This is a genomic window from Enterobacter sp. YSU, assembly GCF_016082135.1.
GTDB classification, from domain to species: domain Bacteria; phylum Pseudomonadota; class Gammaproteobacteria; order Enterobacterales; family Enterobacteriaceae; genus Enterobacter; species Enterobacter hormaechei_C.
The window spans coordinates 1,677,779-1,701,473 of record NZ_CP059487.1 but is presented as its reverse complement, the minus strand read 5'-3'; the positions used below and the strand labels follow the sequence as shown (position 1 = coordinate 1,701,473).

The window sequence follows — 23,695 nt, the reverse complement described above, 5'->3', positions numbered from 1 at the left end:
TCCATGTTTGTTAAGTGATTTTATTGCTGAAGGTCGGCGATATAATTCCCTGCCTTATAGCCATAACGCGTTGCCGGATAGATTTCGATTTGTTTTTCGGATGCTGATATTTTGGCTGGGGCGCTGGCCATCATTTTTTCGCCAGGAAGAATGTAAGTCTTAGCTAATGTCGCGATCGTACCCGAGGCCATTAATTTCACCTTTTGCTCCAGTCGGACGACACAAGGCGTATTATTCTCAACCGTGACATTGCCATTTTTTATCTGCCAGGTGAGTGCCTTCCAGGGTTCAATATTTACCGCCAGGCCAGCCGGGTGAATAATGACGGGAAGGTTCTGGCTAAACACCACTTTAACTTTATTTTTTTCACGCTGAGGGATAGCGGTAAAAATGACACGCTTGAAATGTTCCACCTTCAGCGGCTCAGCGCTGCTTTTCAGCACAAAACGTACGCGCTGGGTTTTACCCGCATCTACGCGCACAACCGGCTGCGTGGCAAACAGGCCCGGCTTGGGGTCGTCCGGGAGATCAATAATTTTGGTGTACAGCAGCTGTGCTTCAGCATCCGTGTTTTTAACATCCATGCTGGCCCCCTGCTTGTCTTCATTGACAATAAGCAGCGAGGTATCCGGCACCATCCCGGCAGCCATACCGTTAAATGAGGCCAGCAGGCAGGCACAGATCAGCGTTCTCTTTAAAAGCAGCATAATATTAGTCCATTAATATTGGTAATGACACCCCGCCGGAGTGGGGTGTCAGGTATTTCATGATGCGTGGGTGCGATTACAGATAAACCAGCTCAACGTTGGTTAAGCCGTCCAGGGTGGCTTCATCCGTGATATTTAAATCATCGGTTGGGTTAATCATCGCGGCGACACCCACATTAAAGTTAACCTTGGTTTGTGCGACAGGCGTGCCGCCCAATGTGTCACTGAAGGAATATAATTCGCTTTTGTCTGTGTTTACTTTTAAATAGCGCTGTCCGCCTGTTGTTGCCCACGTTGTTCCGTTATCGCGCGATGCAGTAGGATACAGTTCATCGCCTGCGTCGTTCGTGACAGCGCCTTTCGTAAGCTGAATCCCTAATGAGTAGGCACCAATTTTCTTACCATTGTACATACCCAGCCCGGCGGTTTGGTACGCCTCTCTCCCAAATTCCGTATCAATAAAACTGGTCGGCAAAACTTGAGTTGGTCCTGAGTCTGCATGGGCATCATTAAACATTACTGCAATGCGGGTGGCCTCTTCACAGGTAATGGAAACAGGAATAATTTTAACATCCGCCAATGGTGTAGCCGAAGTGGAATTCAGTGAAGACGCACTTATCGTGCCATAATCGGCAATACCACCACCGCTAATAAATGTAGGCGTACAGGAAGAGGGGACGATTTTACCCGTCACCTGAATATCAACACTGGAAGCTGCCAGAGCAGAGGACGCCACGACAGCCAGCGCGGACGCCAGCATTCCTTTTTTAAACATCGCGTTCATTTAATTTCCTTATAAAAGTGAAATACAAAATATGCCAAATAATTAATATTTGGCCTAAGGGGGTACTACTAAACATTGTTTTAGAAAGTAGCATTACAGATAGCTCAGATCAATAACCCCAAAACGTTTTAGGATTAGAGCCTGAGGAATTCCTTAAATCTCAAGATCAATAATAAATATTTTATATATGAAACTTAAAATAACCGAATGCAACCGCCAAAAACATTCATTGAATAAATACAAGGAATCAACTGGCCAGACCATTTATTTGATATACTTATGGGATTGTTGTTTTTTAAACAAAAGTCACATTAAAAAGCGGATTATTACTTATTTTATTTAGTTAATAAGGTTTATCCAGGAGGATATGACTGTTTTGGGAGGAGTCAAAAGAAAATTAAGCAGAAGGAAGAAGAATGAAACCTGTCCCTGCTCCGAAAAGCAAGGGACAGCGGCTATATGACTTATTTGTTCAGTTCAGCGGTCATGTGTACGCGGTTACCGGTGAATGCCTGGGTAATTTTGTAGGATGACGCGCCCGCTTCCTGAGCCTGTGCGGCGATTTTAGCTTCTGCACCATCCAGCGTAGAGGCGGATGCAGTCACAGTCTGCGCAGCGAAAGAACCGAAAGAAGTAGCCAGAGCGATTAAAGCGACAAAAGTTTTGATGCTTTTCATGAGATAAACCTTTTCGTTAAGTTGTTTAGATAAGGCACCGTGCCTTGATGAAACAAATACTAGCCCTCATCATGAACAACTAAAAGCGGAAGGTTTTGCTATACTCATTCAAAATTACTGATTAACAATTAATCGCTGCGGATGGGTGTAAATTGTCGCCCTGCCCGGCTTGCAGAACCCCACCAGCGTCAGGTTGCAGCGCTCTGCCACTTCGACCGCCAGCGTTGTCGCAGCCGACACCGCAAACAGGATCTCCACGCCGCACATGGCCGCTTTCTGCACCATTTCATAGCTGGCGCGGCTGGAAACGAGCGCGGCCCCTTGCTGCCAGACGGCATCTTCACGCGCGCGACGGCCCAGCAGCTTATCCAGCGCCACATGGCGGCCCACATCTTCATGACCTCCGACGATCTCGCCCGACGGGAGCAACCACGCCGCAGCATGTGTACAGCCGCTCAGCTGACCTATGGGCTGGACATCATTGAGGTGCTCCAGGGCTTTGTCGAGGTTACCGAGGTTGAAAGTCTGGGTAAACGGCAGCGGCGCGACGGGCTTACCGATATCGTTAAGCTGTTCAACGCCACACACGCCGCAGCCGGTGCGTCCGGCCAGCGCCCGGCGGCGCTCTTTCAGCCCCATAAAGCGACGACTGGAGAGTTCGATTTGTACTTCAAGGCCATTACAGGCCTGAACCACATCCATACCGTAGATCTCCTGCGGATGCGCAATGATGCCTTCCGAGAGGGAAAAACCTATGGCGAACAGTTCCAGATCTTTCGGCGAAGCCATCATCACCACATGCGAAATCCCGTTGTAAACCAGGGCAACGGGGACCTCTTCCGCCAGAAAATCCGGCGTGGCATGTGAAATGTGAGGCGGTCTGTGTACCGACAGTTCCACAATGCCCGCAGGCAGTGGCGACACGTGGGCAGCACGGTTTTGTTTAGACACAACGGTATTCCTGAACAACCACGGAAGTGAGCCTGCTATTGCAACACAAACGGCAGGCCTTACGCATAGTATGGATCAACTTTTCAGCAACCATTCTCCTACTCAATACGGAGGGGTGCAACCGATCAGCTGCTACACCTCTTTAACATGCACAGGATAAAATGTGATTGATATCACATTTTATAATCAATGCCGTGATAATACGTTCACTTTGTTTTAACCCCGTTAGAACAGGCGTACCGACATTGTGGTATTCTGGGCTTATCCCTCGGAGAAATGAGGGATTAATGCAAATTTTTCTCCTTTGCGGTTAATTCTCAACCGCAAAGTAAAACTACATAGCAATGTCGTAATGAACCAAGGAGTGACCCATGCAGGTCAGCAGAAGGCAGTTCTTTAAGATCTGCGCTGGCGGTATGGCAGGCACCACGGCGGCGGCACTGGGCTTTGCGCCCGGTGTAGCGCTGGCGGAAACACGGCAGTATAAACTGCTGCGCACCCGCGAAACCCGTAACACCTGTACGTACTGCTCCGTCGGCTGTGGGCTGTTAATGTATAGCCTCGGCGACGGTGCGAAAAACGCCAAAGCATCCATTTTCCACATCGAAGGCGATCCGGATCACCCGGTCAACCGTGGTGCGCTGTGTCCGAAAGGGGCCGGTCTGGTAGATTTTATCCACTCCGAAAGCCGCCTGAAGTTTCCTGAGTATCGCGCTCCCGGCTCTGACAAATGGCAGCAAATCAGCTGGGAGGAAGCGTTCGATCGCATCGCTAAGCTGATGAAAGAAGACCGCGATGCCAACTTTATCGCGAAGAATGCCGAAGGCACCACCGTTAACCGCTGGCTCTCCACCGGCATGCTGTGTGCTTCAGCGTCGAGTAACGAAACCGGCTATTTAACCCAGAAATTTACGCGCGCACTCGGTATGCTCGCGGTCGACAACCAGGCGCGTGTCTGACACGGACCAACGGTAGCAAGTCTTGCTCCAACATTTGGTCGCGGTGCGATGACCAACCACTGGGTCGACATCAAAAACGCCAACCTCATTGTGGTGATGGGCGGTAACGCCGCTGAAGCGCACCCTGTCGGGTTCCGCTGGGCGATGGAAGCCAAAATCCACAACGGCGCGAAGCTGATTGTGATCGATCCCCGCTTTACGCGTACAGCGTCAGTGGCGGATTTCTACACCCCTATTCGTTCAGGTACTGACATCACTTTCCTGTCAGGCGTATTGCTGTACCTGATGACCAACGAAAAATATAACCGCGAGTACACCGAAGCCTATACCAACGCCAGCCTGATCGTGCGTGAGGATTACCACTTCGAAGATGGCCTGTTCAGCGGTTATGACGCCGAAAAACGTAAATATGACAAAACCAGCTGGAACTACGAGCTGGACGAAAACGGCTTTGCGAAGCGCGACACCACCCTGCAACACCCGCGCTGCGTGTGGAACCTGCTGAAAGAGCACGTGTCCCGCTATACGCCGGAGGTTGTCGAAAACATCTGTGGGACGCCGAAGGCGGACTTCCTGAAGGTGTGCGAGCTGATAGCGGAAACCAGCGCGAAAGATAAAACCGCGTCGTTCCTGTATGCGCTCGGCTGGACGCAGCACTCCATCGGCGCGCAGAACATCCGCACCATGGCGATGGTTCAGCTGCTCCTCGGCAACATGGGGATGGCAGGCGGCGGTGTGAACGCCCTGCGCGGTCACTCCAACATTCAGGGTCTGACCGACCTCGGCCTGCTGTCTCAGAGCCTGACGGGTTACATGAACCTGCCGAGCGAGAAACAGACCGACCTGCAAACCTACCTGACGGCCAGCACGCCAAAACCGCTGCTCGAAGGCCAGGTGAACTACTGGGGCAACTATCCGAAGTTCTTCGTCTCGCTGATGAAAGCCTTCTACGGCGACAAGGCGACGGCAGAAAACAGCTGGGGCTTTGACTGGCTGCCGAAGTGGGACAAAGGTTACGACGTACTTCAGTACTTCGAAATGATGCACCAGGGCCAGGTCAACGGCTATATCTGCCAGGGCTTTAACCCGGTGGCGTCGTTCCCGAACAAGAACAAGGTTGTCGAGTCTCTGTCGAAGCTGAAGTTCCTGGTGACGATTGACCCGCTCAATACCGAAACGTCGACGTTCTGGCAGAACCACGGTGAGTCGAACGATGTCGATCCGTCGAAGATTCAGACCGAAGTGTTCCGTCTGCCGTCTACCTGCTTCGCGGAAGAGAACGGGTCTATCGTCAACTCCGGCCGCTGGTTGCAGTGGCACTGGAAAGGCGCGGATGCCCCGGGCATCGCCTTGAACGACGGCGAGATCCTGGCCGGTATCTTCTTACGTCTGCGTAAAATGTACGCGGCTGAAGGCGGCGCAACGCCTGAGCCGGTGCTGAACATGACCTGGAACTACTCGACGCCAGAGAATCCGTCTCCGGAAGAAGTGGCGATGGAGAGCAACGGTAAGGCGCTGGCGGACGTTATCGACCCGGCGACCGGTGCGGTGCTGGCGAAGAAAGGCGATCAGCTCAGCACCTTTGCGCACCTGCGCGATGACGGTACGACCTCCAGCGGCTGCTGGATCTTTGCCGGTAGCTGGACGCCAAAAGGCAACCAGATGGCCAACCGCGATAACGCCGACCCGTCGGGCCTCGGCAATACGCTGGGCTGGGCATGGGCATGGCCGCTTAACCGCCGCATCCTCTATAACCGCGCCTCAGCTGACCCGCAAGGCAACCCGTGGGATCCGAAGCGTCAGCTACTGAAGTGGGACGGCGCGAAATGGGGCGGCGTGGATATTCCGGACTACAGCACTGCCGCACCGGGCAGCGATGTCGGGCCGTTTATCATGCAGCCTGAAGGGATGGGGCGCCTGTTTGCTATCGATAAGATGGCGGAAGGTCCGTTCCCGGAACACTACGAGCCGTTTGAGACGCCGCTGGGTACTAACCCGCTGCACCCGAACGTGGTCTCTAACCCGGCAGCCCGCATCTTCAAAGGCGATTTTGAAGCGCTGGGTAAAAAGGACAAGTTCCCTTATGTCGGCACCACTTACCGTCTGACCGAGCACTTCCACTACTGGACCAAGCACGCGCTGCTGAATGCCATCGCGCAGCCGGAGCAGTTTGTGGAGATCGGCGAGAAGCTGGCGAACAAACTCGGCATTGCCCATGGCGATACCGTGAAGGTCTCCTCTAACCGCGGCTACATCAAAGCCAAGGCGGTGGTGACCAAGCGTATTCGCACGCTGAACGTTCACGGTCAGCAGGTGGATACCATCGGCATCCCAATTCACTGGGGTTATGAGGGCGTGGCGAAGAAAGGGTTCATTGCGAACACCCTGACGCCGTTCGTCGGTGATGCGAACACGCAGACGCCGGAGTTTAAGGCCTTCCTCGTGAACGTGGAAAAGGTGTAACGGAGACGACTTATGGCTTATCAATCTCAAGACATTATCCGTCGTTCCGCGACTAACGGTTTCACGCCCGCGCCTCAGGCGCGGGACCACCAGCAGGAAGTGGCGAAGCTTATCGACGTGACCACCTGTATCGGCTGTAAAGCCTGTCAGGTGGCCTGTTCAGAGTGGAACGACATCCGTGACGAAGTGGGTCACAACGTCGGGGTGTACGACAACCCGGCGGACCTGACCGCCAAGTCCTGGACGGTAATGCGTTTCTCGGAAGTGGAGCAGAACGACAAACTGGAATGGCTTATCCGCAAAGATGGCTGTATGCACTGTGCGGATCCGGGCTGCCTGAAGGCGTGTCCGTCAGAAGGGGCTATCATTCAGTATGCCAACGGCATCGTCGACTTCCAGTCCGAGCAGTGTATTGGCTGCGGCTATTGCATCGCGGGTTGTCCGTTTGACGTGCCGCGCCTGAACCCGGAAGACAACCGCGTCTACAAATGTACGCTGTGCGTTGACCGCGTAAATGTCGGCCAGGAGCCAGCGTGCGTGAAGACCTGTCCAACTGGCGCTATCCACTTTGGCTCCAAAGAGGATATGAAAACGCTGGCGGCAGAGCGCGTGGGCGAGCTGAAAACTCGTGGTTACGATAACGCGGGCCTGTACGATCCGGCCGGGGTTGGCGGTACGCACGTGATGTACGTGCTGCACCACGCCGACAAGCCGAACCTGTATCACGGCCTGCCGGAGAACCCGGAAATCAGCGCGACCGTGAAGTTCTGGAAAGGCATCTGGAAACCGCTGGCCGCGGTCGGTTTTGCGGCCACCTTCGCAGCGAGCATCTTCCACTACGTCGGCGTTGGTCCGAACCGTGCGGAAGAGGAAGACGACAACCTGCATGAAGAGAAAGACGAGGTGCGCAAATGAGAAAACGTGACACCATCGTGCGCTACACCGCGCCGGAACGCATCAACCACTGGGTCACCGCCTTCTGCTTCATGCTGGCGGCGATAAGCGGGCTGGGGTTCTTCTTCCCGTCCTTCAACTGGCTGATGCAGATCATGGGGACACCACAGCTGGCGCGTATACTGCACCCGTTTGTGGGCGTCATCATGTTCGCGTCGTTCATCATCATGTTTTTCCGTTACTGGCACCATAACCTAATCAATCGGGATGATATCTTTTGGGCGAAGAATATTCGTAAGATCGTCGTCAACGAGGAAGTGGGTGATACCGGGCGTTATAACTTCGGCCAGAAATGCGTATTCTGGGCGGCGATTATCTTCCTGGTCCTGTTGCTGGTGAGCGGCGTGATCATCTGGCGTCCGTACTTTGCGCCTGCTTTCTCAATCCCGGTGATCCGATTCGCGCTGATGCTGCATTCATTTGCCGCAGTGGCGTTAATTGTGGTTATCATGGTGCATATTTACGCCGCCCTCTGGGTGAAAGGCACCATTACCGCGATGGTGGAAGGCTGGGTCACCAAAACGTGGGCGAAGAAACATCACCCGCGCTGGTACCGAGAAGTCCGCCAGAAACAGGAAAAGTCATCTGAATGAGTATTCGCATAATCCCGCAAGATGAGCTGGGGTCGAGCGAGAAACGTACGGCGGAGTATATTCCGCCGTTGTTATTCCCCAGACTCAAGAACCTCTACAACCGCCGCGCAGAGCGTCTGCGCGAGCTGGCAGAGAACAACCCGCTGGGCGATTTTCTGCGTTTTGCCGCGCTGGTCGCCCATGCGCAGGAAGTGGTGCTGTACGACCATCCGCTGCAAATGGACCTGACCGCACGCATCAAAGAAGCCAACGAGCAGGGCAAACCGCCGCTGGATATTCACGTCCTGCCGCGCGACAAGCACTGGCATAAGCTGCTGCATTCCCTGATCGCCGAGCTGAAGCCCGAGATGAGCGGCACGGCGCTGGCAGTCATTGAGAACCTGGAAAAAGCCTCCGATCAGGAGCTGGAAGAGATGGCGAGCGCGCTGTTTGCTTCCGACTTCTCACTGGTGAGCAGCGATAAAGCGCCGTTCATCTGGGCTGCGCTGTCGCTCTACTGGGCGCAAATGGCGAGCCTGATTCCAGGTAAAGCCCGCGCCGAATACGGCGAAGCGCGCCAGTTCTGCCCGGTGTGTGGTTCAATGCCGGTCTCCAGCATGGTGCAAATCGGCACCACTCAGGGGCTGCGCTACCTGCACTGCAACCTGTGTGAAACCGAGTGGCACGTGGTGCGCATCAAGTGCAGCAACTGCGAACAGACCCGCGATCTGAACTACTGGTCGCTGGAAAATGAAGACGCGGCGGTGAAAGCGGAGAGCTGCGGCGACTGCGGGACCTACCTGAAGATTCTGTATCAGGAAAAAGACCCGAAAGTCGAAGCCGTGGCCGACGATCTCGCCTCGCTGATTCTGGACGCGAAGATGGAGCAGGAGGGCTTTGCCCGCAGCTCGATCAACCCGTTCCTGTTCCCGGGTGAAGGGGAGTAATCTCCTGTGAGAGTGCCGGGCGGCGCGAGCTTGCCCGGCCTACACCTGGTAAGGCGTAAGGACCTCGTCAATACCCGCAAAATCTTTCGTGTTGCGAGAAATCAACGGACATTTTCTGCTCTGCGCTGTGGCCAGAATGATAGCATCAGGCAGTTTCATTCCATGCTTCTCACGTAGTAAAACGCTTCTTTCCGCAATATCCCGAGACACATCAATAATTTCAAAAGCGCCCATAACGGCTGCCGTTTTCGCTTCATGACCATGCCTGCGAGCGCCCACCATTACTTCCATCCAGGTAATTAAGCTGATGGCACGATGCGACGCGGTATGCTCAATCGCATCCGCAGCTTCAATACGGTTGTTGAAGAGATCAATGAGAATATTGGTATCAAACACTGCCATGTGCTCCATGATTACCACTCCTCACGCAGCTTGCGTTCATACTCAAGCCCGTCCTCTTTTCTGTCTCCCCACAGACCAAGCGCATTTCGGATAACAGAAGAACTCTGCTGGTCGAGATACAGTTCTATCGCTTCCCGAAGCAGTTCAGCACGTGGCTGATTTCGCAATTGCTTGAGATTATCCAAACGTTGAATCACGTCATCAGACAAATCAATAAGTATTCTGCCCATATCAAGTTCCGCCAAAACGCTCATATATCACCTTAGTATATCATCTTTGGTTAATTTTCAGGCAAAATACTCTTTATCAATTTAGGGTGAAAGGACGTTTTTTAGGGAATGATCGATTTTGCGAGCCACTTTCCACAATATGCACCTCTCAACATTTCTCTGTTTTCATCTGCTGTAAACCAGGCCATAAACTGTATAAAAACACAGTAAAAGGACGTAATCATGGCACTGGAAAAGGGTATTGATAAGCTGGTACAGGAGTTTATTGCCGCAGGACGACCTTCCTCGCGAAAGCAGAGTATTGATGACCGGAGAAGCGGGTATGTCGCCAGCACAGCGCTGGCCGGGGAAACAGAAACGCGTATCCAGGTTGAAACGCTTGTTCTTGAGAATATGACCTTTCGGGTCTTTTCGCCTTTCAATGCCCCTGAAATGTTACCTTGTGCCCTCTACTATCATGGCGGTTGTTTTGTCAGCGGTGGGTTTGAAACCCATGATAATCAGCTTCGCCAACTGGCGTTTTACGGTAACTGCCGGGTCATTGCGGTTCAGTACAGACTCGCACCCGAGCATACTTTCCCCGCTGCGCATGACGATGCAGAGAGAGCGGCAGATCTTGTCTGGCAAAATGCAGAACAATTAGGTGTGGATAAAAACCGGATTACACTTTGTGGAGACAGTGCGGGAGGTCATCTTGCGCTGGTAACGTCATTGCGGCTTAAGGCCAAAGGTCTCTGGGATCCCGCGCAGCTCATTCTTATCTACCCCATGCTCGACGCTACGGCCAGTTTTGAAAGCTATACCCTCAATGGCATGGATTACGTGATTACTCGCGATACCCTTTTGAGCGGCTATGAAATGTATCTGGCTGGAGCCGACCGTCAACATCCTGACGTCAGCCCACTGTGGCGCAACGACTTTAGCGGTCTGCCGAAGGTCCATATTGTTACCGCGGAGTATGATCCGTTACGCGACGAAGGCGAGGCGCTTTATCAGCGCCTCACGGAGCAAGGCGTGAAGTGTACCGCTCAACGATGGCGGGGTGTAATACACGGCTTCTTCCAGTTGGGTGGAATTAGCCAGTCAGCGCGAGACGTTATGCGAGATATTGCCTGGCGCATTAACCATGCCGGGCGAGAGTGAAAAGGAGACTACTCCTCCTCGTTCCCGCCCTCTTCATACGCGCCATACGGCTTCGCTGGCAGAACGATATAGGTGCCTTCAAACACCGCGCCTGGCGTTTCATCGCCGAACAGCTCCACCTGCATCTGTACGCGTGCTTTACGTCCACGCGCCAGACGGTCGAGATCGCCGCCCAGTGCGCCCAGGTCAGCAACCGCGCTCGGCTTGCCGCTGATCGGGGCGCTGTAGCGGATATGGGCATCGGCCAGAATAATGGTGCCGCCGAGATGACGTTCGCGCAGCATCAGCCAGATCAGTCCCCAGCCGGTGAGCGTGGCGAGTGAAAACAGGCTGCCGGCAAACAGGGTATGGTGCGGGTTCTGGTTGCCGGTTTCCGGCATGGTGGTAATAAATTTTTGCCCGGTATATTGCTGAATACGCACACCCATTTTTTCACTGAGCGGAATGTGCTGATACCACGCCTGCTGGAGCTGCCCGCACCAGTCGGCGCGATGGAGAATATCGTCCAGCGTGGCGATGGGTTTGATCATCAAAAAGTGACGAATCGGCGTAGTTTGCGGGGCGGTGATTTCCCCCTGATTCACGAAACCAAGCTTGGCAAAGAACTCAACGGCATCTTCGCGGGCGCTACAGGTGACACGCTTGACCCCTTCCTGACGGGCAACGGATTCCAGCGTCATAGCCATCAGCGTTCCAAGGCCTTTGTCCTGCACGGAGGGATGAACGGCCATAAAGCGGATTGAAGCTTCGTTGTCGGCATTGATATACAGACGTCCCACGGCAACGAGGTTGCCCTCTTCATCAACCACCATCTGGTGGTGCGCCATCGCGTCCCAGGCGTCGCGTTCAGAGCCTTTAGGTTGATGCAGGGGCTTGCGCAGCATTTCCCAGCGGAAATGGTAATAAGCGTCTAATTCTTCTTCCGTTTGCGGTACTCGAAGGTGATACATAGCTGTACTCTCTCTTGTTACCCGCGGCCATGCCGCCAGTTGGCTCATACCTGGAGCCAGAATGTGACGGGGCCATCGTTCACCAGCGAAACCTGCATATCCGCAGCGAATCGTCCGGTTTGTGTATTCATGTCCTGTTGGCGACAGCGCTCAACAAAGTACTCGTAAAGGGCTTCTGCGCGATCCGGTGCCGCGCCCTTCGAAAAACTCGGGCGCATGCCGCGTTCGGTATCCGCGGCCAGCGTAAACTGGGAGACCACCAGCACGCTGCCGCCCGCCTGCTGAACGTTCAGGTTCATCTTGCCTTCCGCATCGCTGAAAATGCGGTAGCCCAGTACGCGCTCACACAAGCGGTTGGCTTTTTGTTCGTCGTCGTCCTTTTCGACACCCAGGAGCACCAAAAGTCCTGGGCCAATTTCACCCTTCACCTCATCCGCCACGGTGACGCTGGCACGGGTTACACGCTGAATCAATGCAATCATGGTTGGTCTGCTTCTTGTTGTTTTTCAGCTTCTGCTGCTTTTTTGAGTTCGCGGTAGACCCCGAGAGTGACAGTTATTTCGGCGCCAAGCAAGACGATACACCACGTCCAGTAGACCCAGACAAACAAAATGGGGATCACCGCCAGCACGCCGTAAATCAGCTGATAAGAGGGGAACATGGTGATATAAAGCGCGAATCCTTTCTTGCCCAGCTCAAAGAGCAACGCCGCGACCAGCGCACCCACCACGGCATCCCGGTTGGGTACGCGCGTGGTTGGTACCACGCTGTAGAGCAGCCAGAACGAAAGCCACGATAAAATCAGCGGGAATATACGCAGCACGTTATCGATCACGCTGTTTAAGTCGGTCGCCCAGCGCAGCGAAAGAAGGTAGGAACTGATCGCCAGGCTTGCCCCCGCCAGCAATGGGCCAAGGGTTAAAATCATCCAGTAGACGGCAAAGGAGTAAACCTTCGGGCGGACTTTTTTGCTCCGCCAGATGGTGTTGAGCGCACTGTCGATGGAGTACATCAGCAGCAGCGCGGTAACAATAAGCCCACATGCCCCCACCGCCGTCATCTTGCTGGAGTTAGCGACAAACTGTTCAATGTAGTTCTGGATCACATCGCCGGTGGCAGGAATAAAGTTCGCGAAAACAAAATGGCGAAGCTGCATGCTCACATCGGCAAACATCGGAAACGCCGAAAAAAGCGCAAAAATAACCGCCACCAGCGGCACCAGCGAGAGCAAGGACACGTAAGCGAGATTGCCCGCCAGCGTGGTCATGTTGTCCTCGTCAATGCGATGCCAGAGGAGTTTCAGCCACGCCCTCAGCGGGCGCGTGTGTTGATTGGCTTTTTGATGAACGGTTTTTAGCATAACTGCTTCGCAAAGTAGTTCGGTATCGTCTCTTTTCCGGTCACCAGAATGGAGGTGATACCTAACTGATTAGCCCCTTCTATATTATCGGCGTTGTCGTCAAAAAAGACCGCATCCGCCGCCGTGGATCCTTCTTCCTGCAATACCGCCTGATAGATGCGCGCCTCAGGTTTACGCATCCCCATCTCCTGGGAGAGATACACCTTATCTGCCGCCGCGTGGATTTCCGGGTATTCATCCGGCCAGAAGGTGGTATGCAGGCGGTTGGTATTCGACAGGACGACGACACGATGCCCCTGCTCGCGCAGCTTGTGCATGATGTCGATCACTTCGGGGCGGATCGCGACAAATATGGCCTGCCAGCCGTGGGAAAACTGCTCGTAGCTTAACGAGAGACCCATTTCCTGACAGAAACGCTCTGCGAACGCTTCATCGCTGATCTCACCGCGCTCGTGCAGATGGAAAGTCTCACCCATCGCGAAATTCTGCTTTAACGTCGCCAGCGGAACACGGCTAAAATCGCTCCATGCGCCCAGCACCCGGTTAAAATCGATATCGACGATTACATTTCCTAAGTCAAAGATATAAAGCATGTTTATCTCCTTTCGCCGTGGAAAAGTAACTGTAGCGGGAAAGAGAAACTTTAGCTATGCGCCAGATTCAGCTTAGAGAAAGGAAAGGCCCGAATCGCAATATCGGGCCATAGGATTTTCAGCCAGCCTGCTGCTCTTCTCCGGAATTGACTTCGACAACCTCAACCTTGCTGGATTTGAGGTGATTTTGCAGCGCCGGGCCGGGCAGCTCATCGGTGAACAGCGCCGTCGCCTGCGCCACGTTGCCAATTTCAACCGCCGCGGAGGCGTGGTATTTCGTATGATCGGCCGCCAGTAAAATGTGACGGGAGTGAGCGATCATGGTTTTCACCACGCTGGCTTCGTTAACGTCAAATTCCATCATCGCGCCGTCGTGCTCTATCGCCCCGACGCTGGTGACCAGGTAATCTGCGCGAAATCCTGACACGAACGCCGTTGCCGCAGGACCGATAATGCCGCCGTTATGCGGGCGCAGCGTACCGCCGGGCACCATCACCTCAAAGCGCGGATTCTTATAAAGAATGTGCGCCACCCGCAGGCTGTTAGTGATGATGCGCAGATGATTATGGTTAAGCAGTGCCCGGGCAACGTGCTCCACGGTCGTCCCGATGGTGATAAAAATGGTCGAACCGTCGGGAATATAGTCCGCAATCGCTTCGGCAATCGCCCGTTTCTCTTCGGTAAGCGAGACTTCACGCTGTTCGAACGCCGTGTTGACCACGCTGGATGCCCTGCCCGCGCCGCCGTGATGACGGGTGATCAGCCCCTGCTCGCTGAGCTTACGGATATCCCGGCGCACGGTTTGCGTGGAGACATCCAGCAGCTGCGCCAGTTCATCAATGTTCATATAGCCGCGATCGGCAATCAGCGTCAGCAGCTGATCGTGACGCGGGTTGCCGGTCAGTTCGGTAAGGCTCATGGGCTGTCCTCTGAAAACCATCACGCCCCGCATTTTATACAAAAAGTGACAAAAAAGAGCGGGTTTGATCACAGTCGGGTATACCCGCGCGCCCGCCGGGCTTTGTACATTTCAGTGCTGCGACGGCGCTGGCAAAACGCACGGCGTCTGCGGCGGGTAATTTCTGCCCCAGGCTGACCGCCAGCGCACCGTGGAACACGTCGCCCGCCCCGGTGGTATCAATGACGTTCACTTCAAAACCAGGCTGATGACATAGCGTGTCGTTTTCCAGCCAGAAACAGCCGTCTCGCCCCTGTGTGACATACACATGTCCATTTGTGAGCGTTTGTGCTTTCTTCAGCGCGTTTTCGGTTTCATCCAGCTGCGTTAACCGCCGCAGTCCTGGCGCGGAGAAGGCCGCGTGGTCGCTTAAGGCAATCAGATCCGCGATGTCCTGCGGGGTGACATCCGCATCCAGCAGCGTCGGTACGCCCTGCTGGCGGGCCAGGGTAAATGCCTGTTTTGCCCCGTCATGCCAGCGCACGTCGGCTAAGACAATGTCCCACTGAGAGAAGTCGATTTCATGCAGCCAGTCTGCCGCCGCAGGGAGATCGGGGCTGGGGTAGTTGGCAATAACGCGCTCTCCGCTTGCGTCCACCAGCACCGCCGATTGCGACGATCGGGCTCCCTTAACTATGCGCGTATAGCGGGTGTTCACCCCCAGGGATTCCAGCTCCGCAAGCAGTCGTCTGCCGGTATCGTCGTCCCCCACCCGGCCAATAAAATCCACTTCCGCGCCCAGTTTCGCGGCTGCCACTGCCGCCGTTGCCGCCGGGCCGCCGCCCACTTCCGTATAGTCTTTTGCGACATATTTCCCACCTTCTTTCGGTAAATCATCGAGATACCAGATGCGATCCAGCACGGTAATGCCGACACAAACGATGCGAGTCATGGTGATTCCTTCTGCGATTTCTGATGCCTTCATTTTAATTTCACCAAATGTTTAAAAAGTGACCCGTGTCAATTTTTTGACTATAAATTACAAATACGATCAAAAACAGACACCACAAACGCGCAAAAATTGACACGATGTGACAGGAGAGAGGCATGTCAGCAATCGCATTTATCGGCTTAGGACAGATGGGCGCGCCCATGGCGAAGAATCTGTTGAAACAGGGCCACCAGCTTAACGTTTTTGATGTGAACCCGCAGGCGGTTCAGGCGCTGGTAGAGAGCGGCGCCCGGGCGGCGGGAACGCCAGCGCAGGCCGTAACGGAGGCCGAATTCGTCATTACCATGCTGCCAAACGGCGACCTGGTGCGCAGCGTGCTGTTCGGCGAGCACGGCGTATGCGAAGGGTTATCCCGCGACGCGCTGGTCATTGATATGTCCACCATTCACCCGCTGCAAACCGACGCACTGATCCGCGACATGGCTGAGCAAGGCTTCAGCCTGATGGACGTGCCCGTCGGACGCACCTCTGATCATGCCATCGCCGGTACGCTGCTCCTGCTGGCGGGCGGTACGGCGCAGCAGGTTGAGCGCGCCACCCCCGTTTTAATGGCGATGGGCAATGAAATGATTAACGCCGGCGGGCCGGGAATGGGCATCCGCGTGAAGCTCATCAATAACTACATGAGCATCGCCCTGAACGCCCTGTCGGCAGAGGCGGCCGTGCTGTGCGAAGCGCTCGGCCTCTCCTTTGACGTGGCGCTCAAGGTGATGAGCGGCACGCCGGCGGGTAAAGGCCACTTCACGACATCCTGGCCGAACAAGGTGCTGAAAGGGGATCTTTCACCCGCCTTCATGATCGACCTTGCGCATAAGGATCTGGGGATCGCCCTCGACGTGGCCAACCAGCTCCACGTTCCGATGCCGCTGGGCGCGGCGTCCCGCGAAGTTTACAACCAGGCACGCGCCGCCGGGCGCGGGCGCGAAGACTGGACAGCCATTCTTGAACAGGTTCGCGCATCTGCCGGGCTGAAAAAAACACACTGATACGAAAGGACTGAGGAATGACGATGTACACCCTGAAAGATATCACCCGACCTTCCGGCGGTTTTGCGATGCTGGCCGTGGATCAGCGCGAAGCGATGCGCCTGATGTTTGCTGCCGCAGGCGCGCCGGTGCCGGTAACCGACCAGCACCTGACGGATTTCAAGGTCAATGCGGCGAAAATTCTGTCGCCGTACGCCTCTGCGATCCTCGTCGACCAGCAGTTCTGCTACCGCCAGATTGTCGAGCAGCAGGCCGTGGCCAAAAGCTGCGCAATGATTGTCGCCGCCGACGAGTTTATCCCGGGGAACGGCATTCCGGTCGACAGCGTGGTGATCGACAAGAACGTTGACGCGCAGGCGGTCAAACGCGATGGCGGTAAGGCGCTGAAGCTGCTAGTGCTGTGGCGCAGCGATGAAGATCCGCAGCAGCGCCTGGAAATGGTGAAAGCGTTCAATACGCTGTGCCACGACAACGGGCTGCTGAGCATTATCGAGCCGGTGGTGCGTCCCCCGCGCCGCGGCGCCGCGTTTGACCGCGAGCAGGCGATCATCGATGCGGCCAAAGAGCTGGGCGACAGCGGCGCCGATCTCTACAAAGTGGAAATGCCGCTGTTTGGTAAGGGCACACAGCACGAGCTACTGACGGCCTCGCAGAAGCTGAACGAGAACATCGCCATGCCGTGGGTGATCCTCTCCTCCGGTGTGGACGATAAGTTATTCCCGCGTGCCGTAAGCGTCGCCATGCAGGCGGGGGCATCGGGCTTTTTAGCCGGGCGCGCCGTCTGGTCATCGGTGATTGGCCTGCCGGACACCGAGCTGATGCTGCGTGATATTTCCGTACCAAAACTTCAGCGTCTGGGTGAGATCGTCGACGAAATGATGGCTCGCCGTTGAAAAAGGACCCGAACATGAAATGGTTTAACACCCTGAGCCATAACCGCTGGCTCGAACAAGAGACCGACCGCATTTTCGATTTCGGCAAAAACGCCGCCGTACCAACCGGCTTTGGCTGGCTGGGCAATAACGGGCAGGTGCGCAGCGATATGGGCACCCATCTATGGATCACCGCCCGCATGCTGCACGTTTACGCGGTGGCGGCGAACATGGGGCGCCCCGGCGCGTACGCGCTGGTTGAGCACGGCATTAATGCCCTGAACGGTCCGCTGCGCGATAAACAGCACGGCGGCTGGTACGCCTGCGTAAACGATGAAGGCGTGATTGATGCGTCCAAGCAGGGCTATCAGCACTTCTTCGTCCTGCTGGGCGCGGCGAGCGCCGTCACCACCGGCCACCCCGAGGCGCGCAAGCTGCTGGACGATGCCATCGAGGTGATTGAGCGCTACTTCTGGAGCGAACAGGAGCAGATGTGCCTGGAGTCCTGGGACGAAGCCTTCAGCAAGACGGAAGACTATCGCGGCGGTAACGCCAATATGCACGCCGTTGAAGCCTTCCTCATCGTCTATGACGTGACCCACGACCGGAAATGGCTCGACCGCGCCTTGCGTATCGCCTCGGTGATTATTCACGACGTGGCGCGCAAAGGGGAGTACCGCGTTAACGAGCATTTCGACACCAGCTGGAACCCGATCCGCGATTACAACATCGATAACCCTGCCCACCGCTTCCGCGCCTACGGCGGCACGCCGGGGCACTGGATCGAGTGGGGCCGCCTGATGCTGCACCTGCGTGCCGCGCTGGAAGCCCGCTTTGAAACCCCGCCGGAGTGGCTGCTGGAAGATGCGAAAGGCCTGTTTCACGCCACTATTCGCGACGCCTGGGCACCCGACGGGGCGGACGGCTTTGTCTACTCCGTGGGCTGGGACGGCAAGCCTATCGTGCGCGAACGCGTGCGCTGGCCAATCGTCGAGGCGATGGGCACGGCTTACGCGCTCTACACCGTCACCGGCGAGGCGCAGTACGAAGCCTGGTATCAGAAATGGTGGGATTACTGCATCAAGTACCTGATGGATTACGAAAACGGTTCATGGTGGCAGGAGCTGGACACCAATAACGAAGTGACCACCAAAGTCTGGGACGGCAAGCAGGATATTTACCACCTGCTGCACTGCCTGGTGATCCCCCGCCTGCCGCTGGCGCCGGGCTTAGCCCCTGCCGTCGCCGCCGGATTACTGGATAGCCTGGCCAAATAATAAAGACGGAGTTTTTATGCGTACCCTACACAATATTGACCTGAAAAATAACGAAAGTGGTTTCACCCTGCGCTGGCAGGACCGTCTGATTTTATCCCACTCTGCGGATGCCCCCTGCCTGTGGATCGGTGCAGGCGAAGCGGATATCGAGATGTTTCGCGGCAATTTCAGCATCAAAGACAAGCTTAACGAAAAGATTGCCCTGACGAACGCGACCGTCACGCAGCAAAGCGCGGGCTGGGCAATCCGCTTTACCCGCGGCGACGCGGTGAGCGCGACGCTGCTGGTGGGCGTGGATGGTGAGGGCCGTCTGGAGCTGAAGCTGAAAAATGACGCCGCCAGCCATAACCGCATCTGGCTGCGGCTGGCGGCTCAGCCTGACGATCATATCTACGGCTGCGGCGAGCAGTTCTCGTATTTCGATCTGCGCGGCAAGCCGTTCCCGCTGTGGACCAGCGAGCAGGGCGTGGGCCGCAACAAGCAGACCTACGTCACCTGGCAGGCCGACTGCAAAGAGAACGCGGGCGGCGATTACTACTGGACCTTCTTCCCACAGCCTACCTTCGTGAGCACCCAGAAGTACTACTGCCACATGGATAACAGCTGTTATATGAACTTCGACTTCAGCGCGCCGGACTTCCACGAGCTGGCGTTCTGGGAAGATAACGCCACGCTGCGCTTCGAATGCGCAGAAACCTACGTCGATCTGCTGGAAAAACTGACCGGCCTGCTGGGGCGTCAGCCTGAACTGCCGGACTGGGTTTACGATGGCGTGACGCTGGGTATTCAGGGCGGCACCGAGGTGTGTCAGCAGAAGCTCGACGCCATGCGCAAGGGCGGCGTGAAGGTGAACGGCATCTGGGCGCAGGACTGGTCCGGCATCCGCATGACCTCCTTCGGCAAACGCGTAATGTGGAACTGGAAGTGGAACAGCACGCTCTATCCGCAGCTTGATGAGCGGATTGCGCAGTGGAAAGAGGAAGGTGTGCAGTTCCTCTCCTATATCAACCCGTACGTCGCCAGCGATAAAGATCTCTGCGAAGAGGCGTCGAAGCGCGGCTATCTGACCAAAGATGCCGACGGCAAGGATTACCACGTTGAATTCGGCGAGTTCTACGCGGGCGTTATCGACCTGACCAACCCGGAAGCCTACCGCTGGTACAAAGAGGTGATCAAAAAGAACCTGATCGAACTGGGCTGCGGCGGCTGGATGGCCGATTTCGGGGAATATCTGCCGACCGATACCTTCCTGCACAACGGCGTGAGCGCGGAGATCATGCATAACGCCTGGCCTGCCCTGTGGGCGAAATGTAACTACGAAGCGCTGGAGGAGACCGGCAAGCTCGGGGAGATCCTGTTCTTCATGCGCGCGGGCTACACCGGCAGCCAGAAGCACTCGGTGATGATGTGGGCGGGGGATCAGAACGTCGACTGGAGCCTGGACGATGGTCTGGCGTCCGTCGTACCGGCGGCGCTGTCGCTGGCGATGACCGGGCACGGGCTGCACCACAGCGACATTGGCGGCTATACGACCCTCTTCGAGATGAAGCGCAGCAAAGAGCTGCTGCTGCGCTGGTGCGACTTCAGCGCCTTTACGCCGATGATGCGTACCCACGAGGGCAACCGCCCTGGCGATAACTGGCAGTTCGATGGCGACGCGGAAACTATCGCCCACTTCGCGCGCATGACCACCGTCTTCACCACTCTGAAGCCGTACATCAAAGCTGCGGTAGCGCAGAACGCGAAGAGCGGCCTACCGGTGATGCGCCCGCTGTTCCTGCACTACGAGGACGACGCGCGCGCCTACACGCTGAAATACCAGTACCTGTTTGGCCGCGATCTGCTGGTGGCGCCGGTTCATGAAGAGGGACGCCGCGACTGGTCGCTCTATCTGCCGCAGGACACCTGGGTCAATGCGTGGACCGGGGAAACCTGCCAGGGCGGTGACATCACCGTTGATGCCCCGCTCGGCAAACCGCCGGTCTTCTATCGCCAGCACAGCGAATGGGCAGATCTGTTTAGCACCTTACGTCATATCTGATAAGGCTCGCCCGCGGGGAAACCTGCGGGCAGACGGAGAACAATAATGAGTCAACATACTTCTGATCCGGCAACCCTGCGCCTGCCGTTTAAAGAAAAACTCGCCTACGGGATGGGCGATCTCGGCTCTAACATCCTGCTTGATATCGGCACGCTGTATCTGCTGAAGTTCTACACCGACGTGCTGGGGTTGCCTGGCACCTACGGCGGGATTATCTTCCTGATTGCGAAGTTTTTTACCGCCTTCACCGACATGGGCACCGGGATCATGCTCGATTCCCGGCGCAAGATCGGCCCGAAAGGGAAATTCCGCCCCTTCGTGCTGTATGCAGCCTTCCCGGTAACGTTGCTGGCGATAGCTAACTTCGTCGGCACACCGTTTGAAATTACCGGTAAAACGGTGATGGCGACGGTGCTGTTCATGCTGTACGGCCTGTTCTTCAGCATGATGAACTGCTCCTACGGCGCGATGGTGCCCGCCATTACCAAAAACCCGGACGAGCGTGCTTCGCTGGCCGCCTGGCGCCAGGGCGGCGCCACGCTGGGTCTGCTGCTCTGTACGGTGGGCTTTGTCCCGGTGATGAACCTGATTGAGGGCAACGACCAGCTTGGCTACATCTTTGCCGCCACCCTCTTCTCGCTGTTCGGGTTGTTCTTTATGTGGTGGTGCTATAAAGGCGTAACCGAGCGTTACGTCGAGACGCAGCCTGCTAACCCGGCGCAGAAACCGGGGCTGTTGCAGTCGTTTCGCGCCATCGCCGGGAACCGTCCGCTGTTTATCCTGTGCATCGCTAACCTGTGCACGCTGGGCGCCTTTAACGTTAAGCTCGCCATTCAGGTCTACTACACGCAGTACGTACTGAACGACCCGATCCTGCTGTCGTACATGGGCTTCTTCAGCATGGGCTGTATTTTTATCGGCGTCTTTATGATGCCCGGCGCGGTGCGGCGCTTCGGTAAGAAAAAGGTCTACATCAGCGGGCTGATGATTTGGGTGGCGGGCGATCTGCTTAACTACTTCTTCGGCGGCGGCTCGGTGAGCTTCGTGGCGTTCTCCTGCCTGGCGTTCTTCGGCTCCGCGTTCGTGAACAGCCTGAACTGGGCGCTGGTGTCCGATACCGTGGAATACGGCGAGTGGCGCACCGGCGTACGCTCCGAGGGGACGGTCTACACCGGCTTTACCTTCTTCCGTAAGGTATCGCAGGCGCTGGCGGGCTTCTTCCCGGGGATCATGCTCACGCAGATCGGCTATGTGCCCAACGTGGTGCAATCCGCCGGCACGGTTGAAGGGCTACGGCAGCTGATATTTATCTATCCGAGTCTGCTGGCAGTCATCACCATCGTGGCGATGGGCTGCTTCTACAACCTTAACGAGAAGATGTATGTGCGCATCGTGGAAGAAATTGAGCTGCGCAAACGTACGGCATAAATGACGTGATTGAGCGCCCTGCGGGGCGCTTTGAGGATCGACCATGACACATAATACTGATCCGTTAACCCTGAAATTGAGCCTGCGAGAGAAGTGCGCCTACGGGATGGGTGATTTTGGCTCGAACCTGATGCTGTGTATTGGCACGCTGTATCTGCTGAAGTTTTACACGGACGAGCTGGGCATGCCCGCGTTCTACGGCGGCATCATTTTTCTGGTCGCCAAGTTCTTTACCGCGTTTACCGACATGCTGACCGGGGTGCTGCTGGACTCCCGGCGTAATATCGGCGCGCGGGGTAAATTCCGGCCATTCATTCTCTACGCCTCCGTTCCGGTGGCGCTGGTGGCCACGGCGCAGTTTATGGCCAACGACTTTAGCCTGACGGTGAAAACGGCCCTCGCCACCGTGCTCTTCATGTTGTTTGGCCTCTGCTACAGCCTGATGAACTGCGCCTACGGTGCAATGGTTCCGGCCATCACCAAAAACCCGAACGAGCGCGCGCAGCTTGCGGCGTGGCGTCAGGGCGGCGCAACGGTAGGACTGTTGCTCTGCACTGTCGGCTTTATGCCGATTCAGGCGCTGTTCGTCAGCCAGCCCTCACTCGGCTATCTGGTGGCCGCGCTGGTATTCGTCACCGGGGGACTGTTCTGCATGTGGTGGTGCTACAGCGGGGTGAAAGAGCGCTACGTCGAGCTTACGCCCGATCACCATAAGCCCGGCATTCTGAAATCGTTCTGCGCGATTTTCCGCAATCCGCCGCTGCTGGTGCTGTGCATCGCTAACCTGTGTACCCTCGCCGCGTTTAACATCAAGCTGGCGATTCAGGTCTATTACACCCAGTACGTGCTGAACGATCTGCATCTCCTGTCGTGGATGGGCTTTTTCAGCATGGGTTGCATTCTGATTGGCGTGTTTCTGGTGCCTGGCGCGGTGAAGCGCTTTGGCAAGAAGCCGGTCTATCTGGGCGGGCTGACGCTATGGGCAGTGGGCGACGTGCTGAACTTCTTCTGGGGAACCAGCTCCCTGCTGTTCGTGCTGTTTTCCTGCATGGCCTTCTTCGGCACGGCGTTTGTGAACAGCCTGAACTGGGCGCTGGTGCCGGATACGGTTGATTACGGCGAGTGGAAAACCGGCATTCGTGCCGAAGGGTCGGTGTATACCGGCTACACCTTCTCGCGCAAAATCTCCGCCGCGCTCGCCGGTTTCCTGCCCGGGATTATGCTGACCCAGATTGGCTACATTCCCCATGCCGTGCAGAGCGCAGGCACGCTGCTTGGGTTGCGCCAGCTTATTTTCCTCTGGCCGTGCGGCCTGGCGATCGTTGCCGCCGTGACCATGGGGCTGTTTTATAAACTCAACGAAGCGCGCTTCGCCTTTATTATCGAGGAGATTGGAAAACGGAAAAAACAGACAGCAAATACCCCTGAGATAACCACCAACAATAAAGCGTCAGCAGTCACTTTATAACAATAAATCCGGCCAGTATGT

Annotated in this window: 23 protein-coding genes; 11 read left to right on the top strand and 12 right to left on the bottom strand. The window is 55.9% G+C overall.

The genetic code is table 11. The annotated features are described in order from the left end of the window. Positions 1-20: 20 nt before the first annotated feature. The 4 genes from H2Z33_RS08235 to fdhD form a co-directional block, all read right to left on the bottom strand. A complete protein-coding gene (locus H2Z33_RS08235; RefSeq protein ID WP_063135444.1) occupies positions 21-707 on the bottom strand; it encodes a fimbria/pilus chaperone family protein in 687 nt (228 codons plus the stop codon). Between the two features lie 76 nt (positions 708-783). After that, complete coding sequence (locus H2Z33_RS08230) at positions 784-1,491, bottom strand: DUF1120 domain-containing protein (RefSeq protein ID WP_063135443.1); 708 nt, start codon at positions 1,489-1,491, stop codon at positions 784-786. Positions 1,492-1,955: 464 nt separating this feature from the next. After that, positions 1,956-2,168, bottom strand: coding sequence for a DUF1471 domain-containing protein (locus H2Z33_RS08225; RefSeq protein WP_032651998.1), 213 nt, complete (start codon positions 2,166-2,168; stop codon positions 1,956-1,958). A 114-nt stretch (positions 2,169-2,282) separates the two neighbouring features. Beyond that, on the bottom strand, positions 2,283-3,119 hold the full coding sequence (fdhD, locus tag H2Z33_RS08220; RefSeq protein WP_023295636.1) for a formate dehydrogenase accessory sulfurtransferase FdhD: 837 nt from the start codon (positions 3,117-3,119) through the stop codon (positions 2,283-2,285). A 371-nt stretch (positions 3,120-3,490) separates the two neighbouring features. On the opposite strand from fdhD, the gene fdnG reads away from it, so the two are divergent. From fdnG to fdhE, 4 genes are read left to right on the top strand one after another with little or no spacing between them, the layout of a single operon-like run. Further along, positions 3,491-6,541: a formate dehydrogenase-N subunit alpha gene (fdnG, locus tag H2Z33_RS08215; protein ID WP_085929672.1), complete on the top strand. Its 3,051-nt coding sequence runs from the start codon at positions 3,491-3,493 to the stop codon at positions 6,539-6,541. A gap of 12 nt (positions 6,542-6,553) precedes the next feature. Next, the gene (fdxH, locus tag H2Z33_RS08210) at positions 6,554-7,456 is read left to right on the top strand and encodes a formate dehydrogenase subunit beta (RefSeq protein ID WP_014072386.1); all 903 of its coding nucleotides are present in this window, start codon (positions 6,554-6,556) and stop codon (positions 7,454-7,456) included. Beyond that, positions 7,453-8,088: a formate dehydrogenase cytochrome b556 subunit gene (gene fdoI / locus H2Z33_RS08205; protein WP_003861958.1), complete on the top strand. Its 636-nt coding sequence runs from the start codon at positions 7,453-7,455 to the stop codon at positions 8,086-8,088. Before fdxH ends, fdoI begins: the two co-directional genes overlap by 4 nt. Next, positions 8,085-9,014, top strand: coding sequence for a formate dehydrogenase accessory protein FdhE (gene fdhE / locus H2Z33_RS08200; protein ID WP_003861956.1), 930 nt, complete (start codon positions 8,085-8,087; stop codon positions 9,012-9,014). Before fdoI ends, fdhE begins: the two co-directional genes overlap by 4 nt. Before the next feature lie 39 nt (positions 9,015-9,053). On the opposite strand, the gene H2Z33_RS08195 is transcribed toward fdhE, so the two are convergent. Continuing rightward, positions 9,054-9,425: a type II toxin-antitoxin system VapC family toxin gene (locus tag H2Z33_RS08195; protein ID WP_017382676.1), complete on the bottom strand. Its 372-nt coding sequence runs from the start codon at positions 9,423-9,425 to the stop codon at positions 9,054-9,056. A 2-nt stretch (positions 9,426-9,427) separates the two neighbouring features. Further along, positions 9,428-9,670: a ribbon-helix-helix domain-containing protein gene (locus H2Z33_RS08190; protein WP_015569912.1), complete on the bottom strand. Its 243-nt coding sequence runs from the start codon at positions 9,668-9,670 to the stop codon at positions 9,428-9,430. 198 nt (positions 9,671-9,868) lie between these two features. Here H2Z33_RS08190 and H2Z33_RS08185 point away from each other — a divergent pair, with 198 nt between their 5' ends. Continuing rightward, the gene (locus H2Z33_RS08185; protein ID WP_045142559.1) at positions 9,869-10,789 is read left to right on the top strand and encodes an alpha/beta hydrolase; all 921 of its coding nucleotides are present in this window, start codon (positions 9,869-9,871) and stop codon (positions 10,787-10,789) included. A gap of 8 nt (positions 10,790-10,797) precedes the next feature. Here the strand turns inward: H2Z33_RS08185 and fabY are convergent, their stop codons facing one another. From fabY to H2Z33_RS08155, 6 genes are all read right to left on the bottom strand, one after another. After that, a complete protein-coding gene (fabY, locus tag H2Z33_RS08180) occupies positions 10,798-11,739 on the bottom strand; it encodes a fatty acid biosynthesis protein FabY (protein ID WP_015569910.1) in 942 nt (313 codons plus the stop codon). Positions 11,740-11,783: 44 nt separating this feature from the next. Beyond that, complete coding sequence (dtd, locus tag H2Z33_RS08175; protein ID WP_063135442.1) at positions 11,784-12,221, bottom strand: D-aminoacyl-tRNA deacylase; 438 nt, start codon at positions 12,219-12,221, stop codon at positions 11,784-11,786. Beyond that, positions 12,218-13,099 carry a virulence factor BrkB family protein gene (locus tag H2Z33_RS08170; RefSeq protein WP_048973924.1) on the bottom strand — a complete coding sequence of 294 codons (882 nt, stop codon included), beginning with the start codon at positions 13,097-13,099 and terminating at the stop codon, positions 12,218-12,220. The genes dtd and H2Z33_RS08170 overlap by 4 nt, the downstream gene beginning before the upstream one ends. After that, on the bottom strand, positions 13,093-13,692 hold the full coding sequence (gene yihX / locus H2Z33_RS08165) for a glucose-1-phosphatase (protein ID WP_017694048.1): 600 nt from the start codon (positions 13,690-13,692) through the stop codon (positions 13,093-13,095). Before yihX ends, H2Z33_RS08170 begins: the two co-directional genes overlap by 7 nt. A gap of 118 nt (positions 13,693-13,810) precedes the next feature. Next, positions 13,811-14,611, bottom strand: coding sequence for a DeoR/GlpR family DNA-binding transcription regulator (locus H2Z33_RS08160; protein WP_003861944.1), 801 nt, complete (start codon positions 14,609-14,611; stop codon positions 13,811-13,813). A 34-nt stretch (positions 14,612-14,645) separates the two neighbouring features. Then, positions 14,646-15,542: a sugar kinase gene (locus H2Z33_RS08155; RefSeq protein ID WP_026080563.1), complete on the bottom strand. Its 897-nt coding sequence runs from the start codon at positions 15,540-15,542 to the stop codon at positions 14,646-14,648. 155 nt (positions 15,543-15,697) lie between these two features. On the opposite strand from H2Z33_RS08155, the gene yihU reads away from it, so the two are divergent. Genes yihU through H2Z33_RS08125 form a run of 6 tightly spaced genes read left to right on the top strand, consistent with a single transcriptional unit; the run spans position 15,698 to position 23,674 of the window. Then, positions 15,698-16,588 carry a sulfolactaldehyde 3-reductase gene (gene yihU, locus H2Z33_RS08150; RefSeq protein WP_063135440.1) on the top strand — a complete coding sequence of 297 codons (891 nt, stop codon included), beginning with the start codon at positions 15,698-15,700 and terminating at the stop codon, positions 16,586-16,588. A gap of 17 nt (positions 16,589-16,605) precedes the next feature. Beyond that, positions 16,606-17,481 carry a sulfofructosephosphate aldolase gene (gene yihT, locus H2Z33_RS08145; protein WP_015569905.1) on the top strand — a complete coding sequence of 292 codons (876 nt, stop codon included), beginning with the start codon at positions 16,606-16,608 and terminating at the stop codon, positions 17,479-17,481. Positions 17,482-17,495: 14 nt separating this feature from the next. Next, the gene (gene yihS / locus H2Z33_RS08140) at positions 17,496-18,737 is read left to right on the top strand and encodes a sulfoquinovose isomerase (RefSeq protein ID WP_063135439.1); all 1,242 of its coding nucleotides are present in this window, start codon (positions 17,496-17,498) and stop codon (positions 18,735-18,737) included. Between the two features lie 16 nt (positions 18,738-18,753). Next, positions 18,754-20,778, top strand: coding sequence for an alpha-glucosidase (locus tag H2Z33_RS08135; RefSeq protein ID WP_063135438.1), 2,025 nt, complete (start codon positions 18,754-18,756; stop codon positions 20,776-20,778). Between the two features lie 45 nt (positions 20,779-20,823). Continuing rightward, on the top strand, positions 20,824-22,206 hold the full coding sequence (locus H2Z33_RS08130; protein ID WP_003861932.1) for an MFS transporter: 1,383 nt from the start codon (positions 20,824-20,826) through the stop codon (positions 22,204-22,206). Positions 22,207-22,249: 43 nt separating this feature from the next. After that, positions 22,250-23,674 carry an MFS transporter gene (locus H2Z33_RS08125; RefSeq protein WP_063136175.1) on the top strand — a complete coding sequence of 475 codons (1,425 nt, stop codon included), beginning with the start codon at positions 22,250-22,252 and terminating at the stop codon, positions 23,672-23,674. The last annotated feature ends 21 nt before the right edge of the window (positions 23,675-23,695 follow it).

Coding starts and splice junctions, on each gene's coding strand:
- dtd (WP_063135442.1), bottom strand. CDS start 12,221: ATGATTGCATTGATTCAGCGTGTAACCCGTGCCAGCGTCACCGTGGCG.
- H2Z33_RS08170 (WP_048973924.1), bottom strand. CDS start 13,099: ATGCTAAAAACCGTTCATCAAAAAGCCAATCAACACACGCGCCCGCTG.
- H2Z33_RS08135 (WP_063135438.1), top strand. CDS start 18,754: ATGCGTACCCTACACAATATTGACCTGAAAAATAACGAAAGTGGTTTC.
- H2Z33_RS08155 (WP_026080563.1), bottom strand. CDS start 15,542: ATGACTCGCATCGTTTGTGTCGGCATTACCGTGCTGGATCGCATCTGG.
- fdxH (WP_014072386.1), top strand. CDS start 6,554: ATGGCTTATCAATCTCAAGACATTATCCGTCGTTCCGCGACTAACGGT.
- H2Z33_RS08125 (WP_063136175.1), top strand. CDS start 22,250: ATGACACATAATACTGATCCGTTAACCCTGAAATTGAGCCTGCGAGAG.
- H2Z33_RS08225 (WP_032651998.1), bottom strand. CDS start 2,168: ATGAAAAGCATCAAAACTTTTGTCGCTTTAATCGCTCTGGCTACTTCT.
- yihX (WP_017694048.1), bottom strand. CDS start 13,692: ATGCTTTATATCTTTGACTTAGGAAATGTAATCGTCGATATCGATTTT.
- fdhE (WP_003861956.1), top strand. CDS start 8,085: ATGAGTATTCGCATAATCCCGCAAGATGAGCTGGGGTCGAGCGAGAAA.
- H2Z33_RS08190 (WP_015569912.1), bottom strand. CDS start 9,670: ATGAGCGTTTTGGCGGAACTTGATATGGGCAGAATACTTATTGATTTG.
- yihT (WP_015569905.1), top strand. CDS start 16,606: ATGACGATGTACACCCTGAAAGATATCACCCGACCTTCCGGCGGTTTT.
- yihU (WP_063135440.1), top strand. CDS start 15,698: ATGTCAGCAATCGCATTTATCGGCTTAGGACAGATGGGCGCGCCCATG.
- H2Z33_RS08230 (WP_063135443.1), bottom strand. CDS start 1,491: ATGAACGCGATGTTTAAAAAAGGAATGCTGGCGTCCGCGCTGGCTGTC.
- H2Z33_RS08160 (WP_003861944.1), bottom strand. CDS start 14,611: ATGAGCCTTACCGAACTGACCGGCAACCCGCGTCACGATCAGCTGCTG.
- yihS (WP_063135439.1), top strand. CDS start 17,496: ATGAAATGGTTTAACACCCTGAGCCATAACCGCTGGCTCGAACAAGAG.
- H2Z33_RS08195 (WP_017382676.1), bottom strand. CDS start 9,425: ATGGAGCACATGGCAGTGTTTGATACCAATATTCTCATTGATCTCTTC.
- H2Z33_RS08235 (WP_063135444.1), bottom strand. CDS start 707: ATGCTGCTTTTAAAGAGAACGCTGATCTGTGCCTGCCTGCTGGCCTCA.
- H2Z33_RS08130 (WP_003861932.1), top strand. CDS start 20,824: ATGAGTCAACATACTTCTGATCCGGCAACCCTGCGCCTGCCGTTTAAA.
- fabY (WP_015569910.1), bottom strand. CDS start 11,739: ATGTATCACCTTCGAGTACCGCAAACGGAAGAAGAATTAGACGCTTAT.
- H2Z33_RS08185 (WP_045142559.1), top strand. CDS start 9,869: ATGGCACTGGAAAAGGGTATTGATAAGCTGGTACAGGAGTTTATTGCC.
- fdoI (WP_003861958.1), top strand. CDS start 7,453: ATGAGAAAACGTGACACCATCGTGCGCTACACCGCGCCGGAACGCATC.